Origin of the sequence: Nonomuraea sp. NPDC026600 (assembly GCF_040638335.1) — a bacterium.
Taxonomy (GTDB): domain Bacteria; phylum Actinomycetota; class Actinomycetes; order Streptosporangiales; family Streptosporangiaceae; genus Nonomuraea.
In genome coordinates this window covers 121,588-135,101 of the sequence record NZ_JBEZYD010000003.1, presented here as the reverse complement: position 1 = coordinate 135,101, position 13,514 = coordinate 121,588, and the positions used below count along the sequence as shown (strand labels likewise).

At 69.0% G+C, this 13,514-nt stretch carries 14 protein-coding genes and 2 pseudogenes; 8 read left to right on the top strand and 8 right to left on the bottom strand.

What is annotated here, in order from left to right:
• Positions 1-20 precede the first annotated feature (20 nt).
• Entirely contained in the window at positions 21-1,130 is a 1,110-nt protein-coding gene (locus tag AB0F17_RS07395) for a DUF5925 domain-containing protein (RefSeq protein ID WP_358017767.1), read from the bottom strand.
• Positions 1,131-1,210: 80 nt separating this feature from the next.
• Complete coding sequence (locus tag AB0F17_RS07390) at positions 1,211-2,713, bottom strand: serine/threonine-protein kinase (RefSeq protein ID WP_358017764.1); 1,503 nt, start codon at positions 2,711-2,713, stop codon at positions 1,211-1,213.
• 91 nt (positions 2,714-2,804) lie between these two features.
• On the opposite strand from AB0F17_RS07390, the gene AB0F17_RS07385 reads away from it, so the two are divergent.
• Entirely contained in the window at positions 2,805-4,670 is a 1,866-nt protein-coding gene (locus tag AB0F17_RS07385) for a potassium transporter TrkA (protein WP_358017761.1), read from the top strand.
• A 111-nt stretch (positions 4,671-4,781) separates the two neighbouring features.
• Here the strand turns inward: AB0F17_RS07385 and AB0F17_RS07380 are convergent, their stop codons facing one another.
• The 5 genes and pseudogenes from AB0F17_RS07380 to AB0F17_RS07360 all read right to left on the bottom strand — a co-directional run.
• Entirely contained in the window at positions 4,782-5,039 is a 258-nt protein-coding gene (locus tag AB0F17_RS07380; RefSeq protein WP_358017758.1) for a hypothetical protein, read from the bottom strand.
• A pseudogene (locus tag AB0F17_RS07375) lies at positions 5,032-5,487 on the bottom strand (3-hydroxyacyl-CoA dehydrogenase NAD-binding domain-containing protein); the annotation flags it as partial. The gene AB0F17_RS07380 and the pseudogene AB0F17_RS07375, both read right to left, overlap by 8 nt.
• A gap of 42 nt (positions 5,488-5,529) precedes the next feature.
• On the bottom strand, positions 5,530-6,459 hold the full coding sequence (locus AB0F17_RS07370) for a 3-keto-5-aminohexanoate cleavage protein (protein WP_358017755.1): 930 nt from the start codon (positions 6,457-6,459) through the stop codon (positions 5,530-5,532).
• Between the two features lie 10 nt (positions 6,460-6,469).
• Positions 6,470-7,264, bottom strand: a complete 795-nt coding sequence (locus AB0F17_RS07365; RefSeq protein WP_358019268.1) for an SRPBCC family protein — start codon at positions 7,262-7,264, stop codon at positions 6,470-6,472.
• Positions 7,265-7,525, bottom strand: a pseudogene (locus AB0F17_RS07360) (Rieske 2Fe-2S domain-containing protein); the annotation flags it as partial.
• An 84-nt stretch (positions 7,526-7,609) separates the two neighbouring features.
• Between AB0F17_RS07360 and AB0F17_RS07355 the strand changes: the two are divergent.
• From AB0F17_RS07355 to AB0F17_RS07335, 5 genes are all read left to right on the top strand, one after another.
• The gene (locus tag AB0F17_RS07355) at positions 7,610-7,738 is read left to right on the top strand and encodes a hypothetical protein (protein ID WP_358019318.1); all 129 of its coding nucleotides are present in this window, start codon (positions 7,610-7,612) and stop codon (positions 7,736-7,738) included.
• A gap of 54 nt (positions 7,739-7,792) precedes the next feature.
• Positions 7,793-9,343: an AMP-binding protein gene (locus AB0F17_RS07350; RefSeq protein ID WP_358017752.1), complete on the top strand. Its 1,551-nt coding sequence runs from the start codon at positions 7,793-7,795 to the stop codon at positions 9,341-9,343.
• A gap of 18 nt (positions 9,344-9,361) precedes the next feature.
• Complete coding sequence (locus tag AB0F17_RS07345) at positions 9,362-10,156, top strand: acyl-CoA thioesterase domain-containing protein (RefSeq protein WP_358017749.1); 795 nt, start codon at positions 9,362-9,364, stop codon at positions 10,154-10,156.
• A 16-nt stretch (positions 10,157-10,172) separates the two neighbouring features.
• Positions 10,173-10,460 carry a DUF1905 domain-containing protein gene (locus tag AB0F17_RS07340; RefSeq protein WP_358017746.1) on the top strand — a complete coding sequence of 96 codons (288 nt, stop codon included), beginning with the start codon at positions 10,173-10,175 and terminating at the stop codon, positions 10,458-10,460.
• Positions 10,461-10,646: 186 nt separating this feature from the next.
• Positions 10,647-11,096, top strand: coding sequence for a hypothetical protein (locus AB0F17_RS07335; protein ID WP_358017743.1), 450 nt, complete (start codon positions 10,647-10,649; stop codon positions 11,094-11,096).
• A gap of 262 nt (positions 11,097-11,358) precedes the next feature.
• On the opposite strand, the gene AB0F17_RS07330 is transcribed toward AB0F17_RS07335, so the two are convergent.
• A complete protein-coding gene (locus tag AB0F17_RS07330) occupies positions 11,359-12,069 on the bottom strand; it encodes a TetR/AcrR family transcriptional regulator (RefSeq protein ID WP_358017740.1) in 711 nt (236 codons plus the stop codon).
• Positions 12,070-12,185: 116 nt separating this feature from the next.
• Between AB0F17_RS07330 and AB0F17_RS07325 the strand changes: the two genes are divergently transcribed.
• Together AB0F17_RS07325 and AB0F17_RS07320 are read left to right on the top strand one after the other, a co-directional pair.
• Complete coding sequence (locus AB0F17_RS07325) at positions 12,186-13,148, top strand: hypothetical protein (protein WP_358017738.1); 963 nt, start codon at positions 12,186-12,188, stop codon at positions 13,146-13,148.
• The gene (locus tag AB0F17_RS07320; protein ID WP_358017735.1) at positions 13,145-13,276 is read left to right on the top strand and encodes a hypothetical protein; all 132 of its coding nucleotides are present in this window, start codon (positions 13,145-13,147) and stop codon (positions 13,274-13,276) included. The genes AB0F17_RS07325 and AB0F17_RS07320 overlap by 4 nt, the downstream gene beginning before the upstream one ends.
• Positions 13,277-13,514 lie beyond the last annotated feature (238 nt).

Below are 13,514 nucleotides of genomic sequence, written 5' to 3'. Positions count from 1 at the left end.
GCGCGGAGCGGGCCGGCCGGTCAGAGGTACAGGCCGGTGGACTCGCCCTCGGCGGGCGGCGGGATCGCGCGGCCCGAGCGGAGCGCGTACAGCTCCGCCAGCGTCGCCCCCGACGGCCCGACGCCCTGCGATGAGCCGAGCCAGCGGACCGCCTCGTCCCTGGTCAGCGCGCCGATCTCGAGCTGGGCCAGGCAGCGGCCAGGCCGGACGACGGCGGGGTGCAGCCGGGTCAGGTCCTCGTTCGTGGTGATCGCCACCAGCACGTCACGGCCCTGCCCCAGCAGGCCGTCGGTGAGGTTCAGCAGCCGCGACAGCCCCTGACCCGTCTGGGCCTTGGCGGACGAGCTGATCAGCTCGTCGCAGTCCTCCAGTACGAGCAGCCGCCACCGCTGCTTGTCCTCATCGGTGTCGTAGCCGACCGCCACCTCCATCAGGTAGCCCGGCTCGTTGAACAGGCGCTCCGGATCGAGTACGCAGTCGACCTGGCACCAGTCCTGCCACTGCTTGGCCAGCGACCGCAGCAGCGTGGTCTTGCCGGTGCCCGGCGGGCCGTGCAGCAGGATGAGGCGCCCGCCGATGTCGGCCGGGGTGACCGTCATCAGGCCGTCGAGCGACCGGCGCACCCGGGCGGAGTAGTTGCCGCTGATCTCGTCCCACGGCGAGGCGGTGATCGGCTTCTCGGAGCGGGTGCCGCCGTGCGTGCCGCGCCACCAGAAGCCCATCTCGACGTGGTCGGCGTCGGGCTCCGGCTCCTCGGCTCCGTCGGTGCACTCCTTCAGCACGGAGCGGGCCAGCTCGTCGCTGACGGCCGTGACGCTGACGGTCGCGGTGCGGTTGCGGTGCCGGATGATCCGCAAGGTCCAGCCTTCGCCGCAGATCAGGCGCGACTCGGAACCGTCCTGCACCTGCGCGGTGCGGACGATCCGGCCCTGCTCGGGACGGAGCGCGGCGTCGGAGCGTACGCGTTCCAGGTTGGCCAGGCGGGACCAGGGCTGCACTCCGGTCGCGAACGGCGACAGCGCCAGAGCGTCGATGACGTCGATGGCGGAGTCGGCGTCGTCGATCCAGATGTTCATCGGAAGCTCGGGGGAGTCCGGACTGGGGAACGGCACCTCCTTAATCACAGACATAACACTAATGATCCCGGTTCGCGGCCCGGTCTGTCGACGGGATTTGCGCAATTGCGGAGGTATTGCTGGTGCTCCGGGTGTCAGCTCCGGCTGAGTTCGCCGGTCTCCTCCACCAAGCCGGGGCCCGGTACGTCGCGCCAGAGGTAGGTGAGCTTGTCTCCGTCGAGCGTGAGCCAGACCGTGCCGGCGATGCAGTCGATGGTGTCGGGCTGGAGGGTGAAGGTGAGCTTTGTACCGGCCACCTTGGTCAGCGTGATCTTGCCGGTGCAGCTGACGTAGCCACCCTTCGACTCCCACTGGGCGGTGGACCGCCCGGCCTTCAGCTCGATCGTGTCGTCGGCGCCGTCGCTGTCGAGCGGGTTCGTGGAAGTGATGTGGCCGGACCACTTCCCGGTGAACGCGGCGGGGATCTTCAGCGAGCCGCTTTGAGGCTGCTGCTCGGTGGTGGTCGCTTGGCTGGGGGTGGGTGTCGGTTCGGTGGTGGCGCGGGTTGGTTCGGTCGTCTGGTCGGCGGTTTTCTCGGCGGTGCTGTCAGCGCGTGGCGTGTGGCTGGTGGACGCCTGGGCTCCGGTGCCGGTCGGGGCGCGGTTGGTCCAGAGGAAGATGCCGCCCGCCGCGGCCAGGGCGAGCACGGCCGCCAGCGCGCCGATCAGCAGGCCACGCGAGCGGTTGCGCCTGGAGACGTCGGTGGTGAGTGCGGCGGCTCGTGGTCCCGTACGCTCCCCAGCGCCCATACCGGGGACGCCGCCCGGCCCTCCGGCGGGGAAGCCCTGTGAGGGGGCGGGAGGTGTCGAGGTGGGGCTGACCAGGGAGACCATCAGGTCCCGGGCGGTGGGTCGGTGCGCGGGATCCTTCGACAGGCACGACGCCATCAGCCCCTGCAGCCGGGGCGGCAGGTCCGACAGGTCCGGGTTCGCCTGCAGGACCCGGTGCAGCACCGCGGGCACCGTGTCCGCGCCGAACGGGCTGCGGCCCGTCGCCGCGAACACCATCGTCGCCGCCCACGCGAACACGTCCGACGCGGGGGAGGCGGGCGAGCCGGCGATCTGCTCGGGCGACAGGTAGGCGGGCGTCCCGATCAGCCCCGAGGTCATCGTCGCCGCGCCCTCCGCCCTGGCGATGCCGAAGTCCACCACCCGGGGGCCGTCGGGACCGAGCAGGACGTTGGCCGGCTTGAAGTCCCGGTGCACGACGCCCGCCGCGTGGATGGCCGCGAGGGCCGTGGCGGTGCCCACCACCAGGCGTTCCAGCTCGCCGCCGCGCAACGGGCCGCGTTCGCGAGCCCGGTCGGCCAGCGACAGCCCCTCCACGAATTCGCTCACCACGTAGGGCCGCGGCCCCTCGATCGAGACGTCCAGCACGCGCGCCGTACAGAAGGAGGCGATGCTCTCCAGCGCGTCGAGCTCCCGCGCCAGCCGCGCGCGGGTCTCCTGGTCACCGGTGCTGAGCAGCTTGATCGCGACCGCCTCGCCGTCGCGGGAGTGCGCCAGGTAGACGACGCCCTGCCCGCCCTTGCCGAGCCGCCCGGCCAGGCGGTACGCGCCCAGCGATGCGGGATCGTCAGGGGTCAGGGGGGTCGCCATGGCGGATACGTTACCGGTCACCATGCATTTGCCTAGATAGCCCGGTACCTTGTGTCCTTGATCAAATCACGCCTATGTGGAGGTTTTCGGGGTGGCGAGGGTGACGTTCCGCGAGCGGGTGCGGTACTGGTTCGACAACACCATGTCCAGGGGTACGGCCTCCCTGATCGGCTGGCTGGCCGTGGTGTCCTTCGGACTCATCGCGGTGGTCGCCGGGCTCACCCTCTGGCTGGCCCCGGAGGAGCCCGACGGGGTCGGCGGCGCCGGCCACGTGATGTGGATCGCGCTCATGCACGCGCTCACCCCGAGCAAGGTCGCCAGCGACAAGGGGTCGGTCGCCTATATGGCGGTGATGTTCGCCGGGTCGCTCGGCGGCATCTTCATCGTCAGTATGCTCGTCGGCCTGCTGTCCAACGGCCTCAAGCAGAAGGTCGACCGGCTGCGCCGGGGCCGCTCCCGCATCGTCGAGTCCGGGCACACGGTGGTGCTCGGTTGGTCGGACCAGGTGTTCACGATCGTGGCCGAGCTGGTCAAGGCGCACGCCAGCCAGCCGGGCTCGGTCATCGCCGTACTGGCCGAACGCGACAAACTGGCTATGGAGGAGGACATCCGCGAGCACCTCGGCGACCTGGGCAGGACCCGCCTGGTCTGCCGCACGGGACGTCCCACGGAGTCGCGCGACCTCAACCTGATGAACCTGGCCGCCGCCAGGTCCGTCGTCGTGCTCTCACCCGACGGCGAGGACCCCGACGCGCACGTCATCAAGATCCTGCTCGCCCTGGCCAAGCGCCCGGGCATCCGCCCGCCGGTGATCGCCGCCATCGCCGCCAGCCGCAACATCGCCGCCGCCCGCCTGGCCGGCGGCAAGGACGTCCACCTGGTCGACTCCGACGACACCGCCGCCCGGCTCATCGTCCAGTCGTCGCGCCAGTCGGGCATGTCCGTCGTCTGCATGGACCTGCTGAACTTCGACGGCGGCGAGATCTACCTGCGCGCCGGAACGGAACTCGCGGGCAGCACGTACGGCGAGGCGCTGCACGCCTACGAGACGGCCACCGTCATCGGGCTGCGCAGGCCCGCCGGAGTCGTGCTGAACCCGCCCATGGACACCCTCATCGAAGCCGCCGACCAGGTCATCGTCATCGCGCACGACGACTCCGCCATCCGGCCGGCCACCGGCGAGCCCGCCCTCGACGAGACCGCGATCGCCGTCGCCGACCGCACCGAGCCCGAACCCGAGCGCACGCTGCTGCTCAACTGGAACGGCCGGGCCGACCAGATCGTCCAGTACCTCGACGGCTACGTCTCTCCCGGCTCCGTCCTGGAGGTCGCCGCCGACCACCCCAAGGCCGGAGCCGGCCTCGCGGGCCTGGCCAACCTCACCGTGAACGTCAAGGAATGCGACACCACGGACCGGTACGCGCTCGAATCGCTCGGCGTCGGCCTCTTCCAGCACGTCATCGTCCTGTCGGACGACCGCTTCAAGCCGCACCACGCCGACACCCGCACGCTCATGACGCTGCTGCAGCTCCGCGACATGCAGAGCGCGCTGGGCGAGCACTACTCGATCGTCAGCGAGATGCACGACGAGAACAACCGCGAGCTCGCCGAGGTGACGGAGGCCGACGACATCGTCATCAGCGACACGGTGATCGGCCTCCTGCTCGCCCAGCTCGCGGAGAACCGCCACCTGGCGGACGTGTTCGGCTACCTCTTCGACTCGCGCGGTTCGGAGATCTATCCGCGCCCCGCCGGCTCATACGTCGCGTCGGGTAAGCAGGTCACGTTCTCGACGGTCATAGAAGCGGCGCGCCGCCGCGGCGAGACCGCCATCGGCTACCGCGACACCTCGGCCATCAACATCCCGCCGCACTACGGCATCGTCCTCAACCCACCGAAGTCCGAGCCCATCGTCCTGAACCGGCAGGACGCGGTCATCGTCCTGGCCGAACGCTGAACGGGGCCGGGAAGACCACGTAGGCGTCGCAGCGCGGGCCGTAACGGCGGGACGTGGCACCCGGTTCAGCGGGCGTCTCCCCGGGGCGGCACAGGGGCGCGGCGTCCAGCGTTAGCCTGCCGAGCCCGGTGCCCGATCTCGGCCACCAGATCCAGCGACTTGACCATCTGCGGTTCCGACGCCTTCGACGATCAGCGAGACCAAGGTGTCATGCAGCGCCTGCGTGCCCAGCCGGGCGGGACCGATGGCGATGCCGCCGGCGGGACCGCCGCGCAGGCTCATTCCGGTCACGCCTGGACGGTCCGAGGTGTGAACGCGGACCGATCCGTTGGGCCACGACAGGTCCATCGCTGAGTCGTCTTCAGTCACCCGAGCCTCCAGCAGGTCCCCGAAGACGAGCCGAGAGAACCCCAGGTCCGTCGACGCCAGGTGTGTGGTCCCCAGCCGTGCGGCCGCTCCCGGTGCGGTCTCCCACAGCTGGGTCCACCAGAGCGGCTCCGTGGCTCCCGGGAGCTGGCCCGTCCGCGAGGGCGGATTCGATCTCGGCGTACAGCTGGTGCTTGAGCTCGATCCGCTCGGGCACGCTCTCCTGGACGAACTGGGCCTCCGCTACCGCCGTCCGCGCATCCGCGCACACGAGGAGCTCACCTTCCGGCTCGGCCCGGGTCGCGAGGCCGAGCTCGACGAGGGCCGGCCACGCTGTCTCCACCGCGCGGCGGACCCGCGACTCCGCGGCCGGGTCGGGATCGAACAGTGCGACCGACTTCCCGGCGGCCAGGAACAGGGCGGTCCAGCTCTGACCGATCACTCCGCCGCCGAGCGAGGCGACACGGGCGACCGCGGTGGGCGGCGCGCGAGCTCAGAAGGTGACACGGTCGGCTCCCTTGAGACCGAGTCGCTCCCTGGCCTGCGCCGGGGTGGCGATCTCATGTCCGAGCGCCTCCACGATGCCGCGGATCTTGCGTACCTGGTCGGCGTTCGACGACGTGAGTTCGCCCGGTCCGATGTACAGGCTGTCCTCCATGCCCACCCGCAGGTTGCCGCCGAGCATGGCGGCCTGCGTCGCGAACGGCATCTGGTGGCGTCCGGCGGCGAGCACCGACCACTCGTAGCCGTCCCCGAACAGCCTGTCCGCCACCGTGTGCATGTGCTGGAGGTTGTCAAGGTCGGCACCGACGCCGCCGAGCACACCGAAGACCATCTGCACGAAGAAGGGCGGCTCGAGCCAGCCTTGGTCGATGAGCCAGGCCAGGTTGTAGAGGTGACCGAGGTCGTAGCACTCGAACTCGAATCTGGTCCCGTGACCATGGCCGAGTTCCTTGACCACATACTCCAGGTCGGCGAAGGTGTTCTTGAAGACGAAGTCACGCGTCATCTCCAGGAAGGCCGGCTCCCAGTCGTGCTTCCACTGGGAGTGCTTCTCCAGCATCGGGAAGATCCCGAAGTTCAGCGAGCCGACGTTGAGCGACGCCATCTCCGGGGAGGTCGCGACGGCGGCTCGCAGCCGTTCCTCGCGGGTCATTCCGAGACCCCCTCCCGTCGAGACGTTCAGGACGGCGTCGCAGGCGCTCTTGATCTTCGGCATGAAGTCCAGGAACAGCTCCGGTCGTGGGTCGGGCCGGCCGGTCTCGGGGTTGCGGGCGTGGAGGTGAATGATCGCCGCGCCCGCTTCGGCGGCTTCGATGGACGCGGCAGCGATCTCGTCAGGGGTCACGGGCAGGTGCGGTGACATCGTCGGGGTGTGGATTCCGCCGGTCGGTGCGCAGGTGATGATGACAGGCCTCGACATGGCCGCTCCTTCAGTCGGTGAGGGTGGGGACAGCTTCCTCGTGATCGCGCCCGGTGCCGGAGCGTGCCACATACGACCGGTAGGCGTCGAGGACAAGGCCGTGGAAGTGGTGCACCCCGTGTTCTGACAGCCCGGAGCCGGCCGGGTCGCAAACGATGCGGCCCTGGTCGAAGGCAGGGGTGCTCATGCCGCGCTGGACGCTCTCCACGAGGGAGATGTCCTGCTCCTGCAGCACCTTGTCGATGTATCTCACCGACTGGACCTCGGCGCCATCGAGCTCGGCCGTCTCGAAGTAGAAGTCCCAGGTCTCCAGGGTCCGGTCGGGACCGGCAGGAACGACCTGGAAGACCATGAAGTTACCGCGACCCGGGTATCGCAGCAGACAGGTGTTGGGCCAGAGCCACCACACCGCGTGCTGGGTGACCGATGCGCCTGAGACGTCGTACGCCGAGTTCTCGTGCTTGCCGGCCTCGGCGAAGTGGCTCGACCAGATGCCGTGGGTCTTCACCTCGTAGGTGCTCATGTCGACGAGGTCGACGAACTCCTTGTGGGCGATGTGGCAGTGGTAGCACTCAAGGAAGTTGTCGATGACGTTCTTCCAGTTGCTCCTGACGTCGTACGTCAGCCGCTTGGCGTGGGTCAGTCGAGCGACGTCGGGGGCCCACCGGGCGATGTCGGCCGCCAGGTCCCCGGCCTGCTCGCCCATGGGAACGGCGCCCGGGTCCAGGTTGACGTAGACGAACCCACCGAACTCCTCCACCCGCACCTGGTCGAGGCAGATCTCTCTCTTGTCGAAGGACGCCATCCTCTCGGCGCGACGAGCCGCCTTCAGTTGCCCGTCGAGGCCATAGGTCCACGCGTGGTAGGGACAGACGATGTTGCGCGCTGAAAGCGCAGGGTGTTCCAGCCGGCGGTCAGCGTGAGCTGGGCCAGGACGTGCGTCCAGTTGTCCCAGCCGCGGTTGGGATAGCTCAGCGTGAACTGTGTTGTCCCGTTCGCCGTCACCAGGTGTTGCGCGTCGCCGTACCCGGCGCGTGAGCGGTGGTCCCGCGACCGGCGCGAACACCTGGACGTCGACCCAGCTGTACGGACATTGAGCCTTCCCATGCGCGCGGCAGAGCAGGAGGTGCAGGGCTTGAGAAGTTCTCGAATGCTGAGACAGGCAGATGAGGAGCTGCAGGTCACAGGCAAGTCGCCCGGCGCGGACGTGGCCGGCTGGAACGGCGGCGATCCCCTGGCCCACCACGGTCAAGAGCTGCACTCTAGAATCGTGTTCTAATATCGGTCAAGATGTCGATGAACACATCAGGCGACTGGAGAGTGGAGATCATCGATGGCCCGACTGCTGCGCCGCTTCGCCGAGACCCGGCCGGACGAACTCGCGCTGGTCGACGATGAGGGCATCACCACGTGGCGCGAGCTGAACGAGCGAGTCGACCGGCTGTCCGGTGCGCTCCTCGGCTCGGGGCTCGCCGCTGGTGATGTCATCGCCGTCCACGCGGCCAACCGCCGCGAGTACTTCGAAGTCATGGCGGCCGCCAGCCACATCGGCCTGCGCTACGTCCTCGTCAACTGGCACTGGACCGCCCAGGAGCTCCGCTACGTACTCCAGGACGCGGGTGTGCGGGCCCTTTTCTCCGAGCCGGCCTTCGCCGCGCAGGCGAGCGAGGCCCTCGTCGGGCTCGACCTGCCCACGCGGGTGGCCTTCGGTACGGGCATCCCCGGGTTTGTCCCGTATGCGGAGTTCGTGGCCGCCGCCTCGCCGGACGAGCCGGCGGTACAGGTCATGGGCACCCCGATGTTCTACACCTCCGGGACCACCGGCCGTCCGAAAGGCGTCAACCGCAAGCTGTTCACCGTGGGAGCGCCCATCGACCACCTCGCGCCGCTCGCTGAGGGTTTCGCCGCGACCTTCGCCATCCCGGAGCACGGCCGGACGCTCCTGGTCGGCCCGGTCTACCACTCGGCCCAGTGGGCGTTCTCCTTCACGCTGTTCCTGAGCGGCCGGTCCGTCGTCATGCGGCGCGCGTTCGACCCCGCCCAGACCCTGCACCTGATCGATCAACACGCGATCACCAACGTCCATCTGGTGCCCACCCAGTTCGTCCGCCTGCTGCGCCTGGACGCCGCGACCAGGCAGTCCTTCTCCGGGACCAGCCTCGCCGCGGTCTGGCACGGCGCCGCCCCCTGCTCGCCACAGGTCAAACGCGAGATGATCGACTGGCTGGGGCCGGTCGTCCACGAGTACTACGGCTCGACCGAAGCGTCCATCAACACGATCATCACCGCGGACCAGTGGCTGGCCAAGCCGGGCAGCGTCGGACGCGCGCTCGCCACGACCGAGATCCACATCTTGCGTTCCGATGGCACCGTCGCCAAACCGGGGGAGCAGGGCGAGATCTGGTTCCGCTACACCAGCGGCGACGACGTCGAGTATTGGGGCGACCCGGACAAGACCGCCTCGATCCACCGTACCGACGGCCTGTTCACGACCGGAGACATCGGCTACTTCGACGAGGACGGTTACCTGTTCCTGTGTGACCGAGCTATCGACATGATCATCAGCGGTGGCGTGAACATCTACCCGGCCGAGATCGAGAACGCCCTGATTACTCATCCCGCCGTCCGGGACGTCGCGGTGTTCGGCGTACCCGACGACGAGTACGGCGAGCAGGTCAAGGCCGTCGTCCAGCTGGCGGAAGACGCCCATGCGACCGACGACCTGCCCGACGCGTTGATGGCCCACTGCCGTGACTCCCTGGCCGGGTACAAGGTGCCCCGCTCGATCGACTTCGTCCCCGAACTGCCGCGTACCCCGACCGGCAAGCTGTACAAGCGGCTGCTGCGCGACCCCTACTGGCAGGCCGGCTCCCGCCGGATCTGACCCCTGATGAGAGGTGCCGTGACCGACGCATCATCGTTTCTGAGAACGCTCGACCTGGAGCAGCTGGACGGCGACCTGTTCGTCGCCTCAGCCGGCGGACCCGGCTGGGGACGGACCTTCGGCGGGCAGGTGGCGGCCCAGGCCCTGCGCGCCGCGGGTCTCACCGTCAGCGGCCCGAGACACGTACATTCCCTGCATTCCTACTTCATCCGCCCCGCCCGGCCGGAAGAACCGTTGCACTTCCACGTGACCAGGACCCGGGACGGACGCTCGTTCTCCACCCGCTCGGTGGCCGCCGTCCAGGAGGGTAAGCCGATCTTCGAAATGATCGCCTCCTTCCACGATCCCGAACCCGGAGAGGACTGGCAGGCGGCCGGCCCGCTGTCCGTACCCCCGCCGGAGGGCTTGGCGTCCCTCCAGTTCTCCAGGATGTTCGGGGATGACGGGCCGTTCGACATCCGTCCCGTCGTCGCACCCGGCCCCGGGGGATTCCCGATCCTCCACCCGTTCTGGATCCGGCTGACCCCGCCCGTCGGCAGTGATCCCGATCTGCACGCGTGCCTGCTCACCTACCTGTCGGACATCGCCGTCGTCGGCGCCGCCCGATCTCCGCACGCGCAGGGGCCTTACAGTCTGCAGGTGAGCCTCGACCACGCGATCTGGTTTCACCGCCGGCCCCGCGTCGACCAGTGGCTCCTCTACTCCATGAGCTCTGTCGCCCATGTCGGCACCCGTGGACTGGCCCAGGGCTCGATCCGCGCCGCCGACGGGGCACTGATCGCCTCGGTGACCCAGGAGGCCCTGCTCCGGTAATCGCTATCCTGCTCGAATGAACGTGGAGTTCAGCGGGCTGATGTGGTTCTGGAGAGGTCCGGCGCCGTGGCACTTCATCACCGTTCCGGAAGAGGAGTGCGGTGAGCTGGCGGCGACTTCCGCGTTCGTGACCTACGGCTGGGGCATGATTCCGGTCACGGCACGGATCGGGGAGATCGGTTGGAAGACTTCGCTGTTCCCGAAAGATGGGCGCTACATCGTGCCGGTGAAGGCGGGGGTGCGGAAAGCCGAAGGACTTGAGGTAGGCGACATGGTGACGGTCCGCCTAAGCGTCGATGTCTGACCAGCCGCCGTGCGAGCGGGACGCGGTCCTCGGACGGCGGAGAGGCTGAACCGCGGCCCGTCGCCGGGCGCGGTTCAGCCTCTGTTCGTCGGTCCGCACCGGCGTTGAGGTGCGCCCGCACTCGGTCGAGGCGTCGCCCTCGTCCGGAGCTACATCGACGAGCTCCTGCCGGACGTCCTCAAGAATGTGGTGGGCGCCTGCGTCGCGGTCGTGGCGCTGCTACCTGGTGTGGCGCAGGCCGCCAGTGGCTCCAGCCTCGGAGTCGGCTTCACCGGGCGAGGAGTGCGGGGGATTTCCGTGCTTCCCCGGACGTTCACGGCCGGTGACTGCCGGCAGATCGGCCAGAACCAGCACGAATTCTTCGCCGCAGAGATCAACCTCGAGCCCCCGCAGTCCGGCCAGTCGCGGGCCTTCTGGCAGGGCAACCTCTACACCGTCTCCACCGTGTTCACTGATACGTGGCACGGCAAGTGGCTCTACCGCAACGCGTCGGGGGGCACGGTGGCCACCGTGACCATGGACGGTCCCGAGATGCTGGAGGGAATCATTCTGTTCATACGACAAGAGACACACGTTGCTCTCACCCAGGAGCAGTGGGACAGCATCGCCTTCGTTGACTGGTACGGGGATTGCTGACATGGCCTAGATGCGTCCGACGGCCTCGCGGGCAGTCTGCGGAAGCGGGGTCTGCTGCTACTGGATGTCCGTGATGGGCGAGGGTCTCGGGAACGCGCGGCACGAGATCGAGGTCGGGCCTGGAGTCGGACGGAAGACGGCCGATCGGCTGTTGTCGTCGCAGTCCGTCGATAGCCGTCTCGTCCCGCCCTTCTTCTCCTGGTGGCCGCCGATCGGGCGTCACGGCGCGTCACGAGCGTCCCCTGCGGCGAACATCCGGCCATCAAGGTCGGGGTCTGACCAGAGCGGCGAGCTCGGTCTCGACGACTTCGGCGGCGTAGAGGGCGGCGTCCGGGGTGATGGGGCGCAGCAGGCCGAACGCCTCCATGGACACGAGACCGTGCAGGCGCACGAACAGGTCGAGCCAGACGGCGAGGACCTCCGTCGGCACCTGCTGTTCGTGCCGTCTGGACCAGGTCTCGAGCTGTTCGGCGGTGCCCGGTGAGAGGTGGGCGGCGCGCCGGTGCAGCGTGTCGGGGTCGAGGCGGCCTTCGGCGTAGGCGCGGGCGAGCAGCCCGAGGGCGAACCGGCCGATGCGGCTGCCGGCACGCACAGTGTCTTCCGGCGGCGCGACGTAGCCGGGGACCGGTGTGCCGTAGGCGAGCCCGAACTCGGCCGGGTGGGCCACCGCCCAGGCCCGGTACGCGTGCCAGACCCCACGCAGCGCCTCCCCCACGTCATCGTGCGCGCCGCCGGCTTCGACGGCGTCGGCGTGCTCGTCGAACGCGGCGACGATGAGGTTGGTCAGCAGCTCGTCGCGGCTCGGGAAGTAGCGGTAGAGGGCGGAAACGGCGATCCCGACGTCGCGGGCGACGGCGCGCAAGGACAGGCCGGCGGCGCCGGAGCGGCGCAATTCCTCGAGGGCGGCGGTCCGGATGGCGGCGAGCAGCTCCTGTCGGCGGCGGGCCCGCAGACCGGTGGAAGCGGTCGTCATCCCGTCATGGTCGCACAAAACGAGAACACTGTTCTTGACAGAGCGGCAAAAGAGAACGATGCTCTCAACGAGAACATCGTTCTCCATTCTGTCCGGCCTCCTCGGGAGAGTCCCCCATGACCACCCCCGCACCGACGACGGCACCGACCGCCGTGCGCGACCTGTTCACCAACCGATGGCTGCTGCTGTTCCTCGCCGTCTGGGCGGCCGCCACCGTCTACATCTTCACGACCGACCGGTCCATGCTGCCGCTCAGCGACCAAGAGCCGATCGGGTACTTCTCCGGCATCGGCGGCGGCATCGTCAGCATCGCGTTCTTATTCCTCCTCGCGCGGCGCCGCGCACCGCTCGATCACCGCAACGCCCCCGACTTCCGCAACCCCGGCAAGGAGACCGCCGGGCTGCTGGCCTGGATGGCGGCGGTCCTGGCGATCGGCAGCGTGTTCGGCATCCGCACCCACATCGCCTTCGTCGGGCTCGCTCCCGGCGCGCAGGCCGTCTGGGACCGGCAGACCCCTGCGACCACCCTGACCTGGGCGATCTTCAACTTCGTCACTCTCGCGGTGCTGCCGTACTGGTTCTTCCGCTACCGGCTGGGCTACCGCCCGGACAGCATGCTGCTGCGGTTCGACCGGCCGAAGGTGTGGATACCGTACTTCATCCTCGTCGGGCTCCCGCCGATCTTCTTCGTCGCCACCCCGGAGTACTACACGACCTCCGTCACCGGGCACGCGCTCACCCTCGTGCTGTTCACCCTCGGGTCGTTCCTGCCCATCATGATCACGACCCAGTCGCTGCTGACCCCGCGGCTGTCGGTCCTGGCGCGGTCGTGGGTGACCGGATCGGTCCTGTCCGCCCTCGCCTACGGCGCCCTCAACATCACCGAGGCGTTCCTCGCGTGGGATTCGCCCGCGCAGGTCGCATTGTCCCTCGCATGGTTCATGCAGGTCGCGTTCTGGGGCCTGGCGAAGGCCGTCACGACGCTGCGGACCGGCAACGCCTGGCTGCACATCGCGACCACCCACACCATCCACCTCGCCGAGGCCCCAGCCGTCGCAACCACCTTCGACCTGCGATGACGGCGACCCTGCTGGCCCACACCGGGCACCTCGCACCCCACGACGGCACTGAAGCGTTCATCGGAGTCGCGCTGCTGCTCGTAGGCGCGGCGACGGCACTGTGGCGGGCCCGCCGACGAGACAGCTGAAGGAGACAGTCGGGCGACGACGACCTTCAACTGGGCCGGTTTCGAGCGGGGCCCGCACCGATGGCCTCATCGACGCTGTCCGCACCGTGCTCGCGAGCCGGCCTGACAAGCGCCGCCGCTCGTCCAGGATGGAGGCCAGGATCCGGTGGACGGTGTGCGAGATCGCAGCGGCGGGGGTCACGGACGCTTTGTGGACGCCGTCGCCCACTTCTCAGCGGATGCGTAGGTGCGAGGGGCT

Bases quoted from the DNA above. Each gene is read 5' to 3' on its own strand.
- AB0F17_RS07395 (WP_358017767.1), bottom strand. From the start codon at position 1,130: ATGTCTGTGATTAAGGAGGTGCCGTTCCCCAGTCCGGACTCCCCCGAG.
- AB0F17_RS07390 (WP_358017764.1), bottom strand. From the start codon at position 2,713: ATGGCGACCCCCCTGACCCCTGACGATCCCGCATCGCTGGGCGCGTAC.
- AB0F17_RS07370 (WP_358017755.1), bottom strand. From the start codon at position 6,459: ATGTCGAGGCCTGTCATCATCACCTGCGCACCGACCGGCGGAATCCAC.
- AB0F17_RS07365 (WP_358019268.1), bottom strand. From the start codon at position 7,264: ATGGCGTCCTTCGACAAGAGAGAGATCTGCCTCGACCAGGTGCGGGTG.
- AB0F17_RS07355 (WP_358019318.1), top strand. From the start codon at position 7,610: ATGCTGAGACAGGCAGATGAGGAGCTGCAGGTCACAGGCAAGTCGCCC.
- AB0F17_RS07350 (WP_358017752.1), top strand. From the start codon at position 7,793: ATGGCCCGACTGCTGCGCCGCTTCGCCGAGACCCGGCCGGACGAACTC.
- AB0F17_RS07340 (WP_358017746.1), top strand. From the start codon at position 10,173: ATGAACGTGGAGTTCAGCGGGCTGATGTGGTTCTGGAGAGGTCCGGCG.
- AB0F17_RS07330 (WP_358017740.1), bottom strand. From the start codon at position 12,069: ATGACGACCGCTTCCACCGGTCTGCGGGCCCGCCGCCGACAGGAGCTG.
- AB0F17_RS07325 (WP_358017738.1), top strand. From the start codon at position 12,186: ATGACCACCCCCGCACCGACGACGGCACCGACCGCCGTGCGCGACCTG.
- AB0F17_RS07320 (WP_358017735.1), top strand. From the start codon at position 13,145: ATGACGGCGACCCTGCTGGCCCACACCGGGCACCTCGCACCCCACGAC.